Source organism: Psychrobacter sp. T6-1, from assembly GCF_052258445.1.
Map to the genome: position 1 here is coordinate 1 of NZ_JBQQFC010000557.1, position 1,032 is coordinate 1,032.

At 41.4% G+C, this 1,032-nt stretch carries 1 protein-coding gene and 1 pseudogene; both read left to right on the forward strand.

The features are described from left to right. Positions 1 to 421: 421 nt before the first annotated feature. The gene (locus ACTXGO_RS14555; RefSeq protein ID WP_317199939.1) at positions 422 to 811 is read left to right on the forward strand and encodes a DUF2237 family protein; all 390 of its coding nucleotides are present in this window, start codon (positions 422 to 424) and stop codon (positions 809 to 811) included. 18 nt (positions 812 to 829) lie between these two features. Beyond that, a pseudogene (locus ACTXGO_RS14560) lies at positions 830 to 1,032 on the forward strand (magnesium and cobalt transport protein CorA); the annotation flags it as partial.

Genomic DNA, 1,032 nt, shown 5'->3' on the forward strand with positions numbered 1-1,032 from the left:
AAAACGCAGTATGATAAAAGGTGACGATCAAATAAAAGTTTTTAGCACACAACACTATCTGCCTAATGATACTAAAATTATTAATACCAAAACTAGGTCATACCTAAACGGTGGCAATAGAGATTATTGAGAGGCTAAAATAGATAATCAAAATGCTTTTTACTGGTTATATAACCAAGTACCTGTTCTTAATACTTTGCTATTTAAGCACTTTGCGCCTAAGTTTAGCATAGCGACTAGAGTTCGCCTAGCCATAATTAACGCCAATAACGACTGATTATTTATATTCTTTCGCCTGCGGCGCTAATGCCTGCTGGCTTAAGCTTTACCATTGGCAGTCAACCTAGATATAAAATCTGCCATGGCAGCAAGATAGACTCATGGTACACTAGCGCTTACTTATCATTTATCTGGAAATCTTATGTCGATTGACCACCATCCAAGTCCCGATATCAACCAAACCAACGTATTAGGCACCGCTCTTGCTAGCTGCTGCTTTGATCCTATTACTGGCTACTACCGTAATGGATTTTGTCACACAGGTCACTTTGATGTCGGTCAGCATACTGTCTGCGCCAAGATGACTAGTGAATTTTTGAGCTTTTCAGCCGATCGTGGCAATGATTTGATCACCCCGTTACCTGAGTATAATTTTGCTGGTCTCAAACCTGGTGACTACTGGTGTATCTGCGCGCTGCGCTGGGTTGAGGCGCTCGATTTTGATATTGCTCCGCAAATCAAACTAGAGGCTTGTCATGAGAGCTTACTGACCTTAGTCGATATCGATACGCTAAAACGCTTCGCTCTTTAGTTTAGGCATGGATAAGAGATGATGGATAACGACGATCTTGCGGTAAAAACCAATACCCATATTACCCCTGATACCAACCTCAAACATATCTACTCAGGTCAGCCTTATATCGCTGATTATGACAGCTATATCTATGGCGACGCTGATAGCACGCTTGCAGATACTATCGAGACCATGACGGTTTATGATCCAGATTCTGAGCGCTATGAAGATATAGAATA

Excerpts from the sequence above, each read along its gene's own strand:
- ACTXGO_RS14555 (WP_317199939.1), top strand. The coding sequence starts at position 422 with ATGTCGATTGACCACCATCCAAGTCCCGATATCAACCAAACCAACGTA.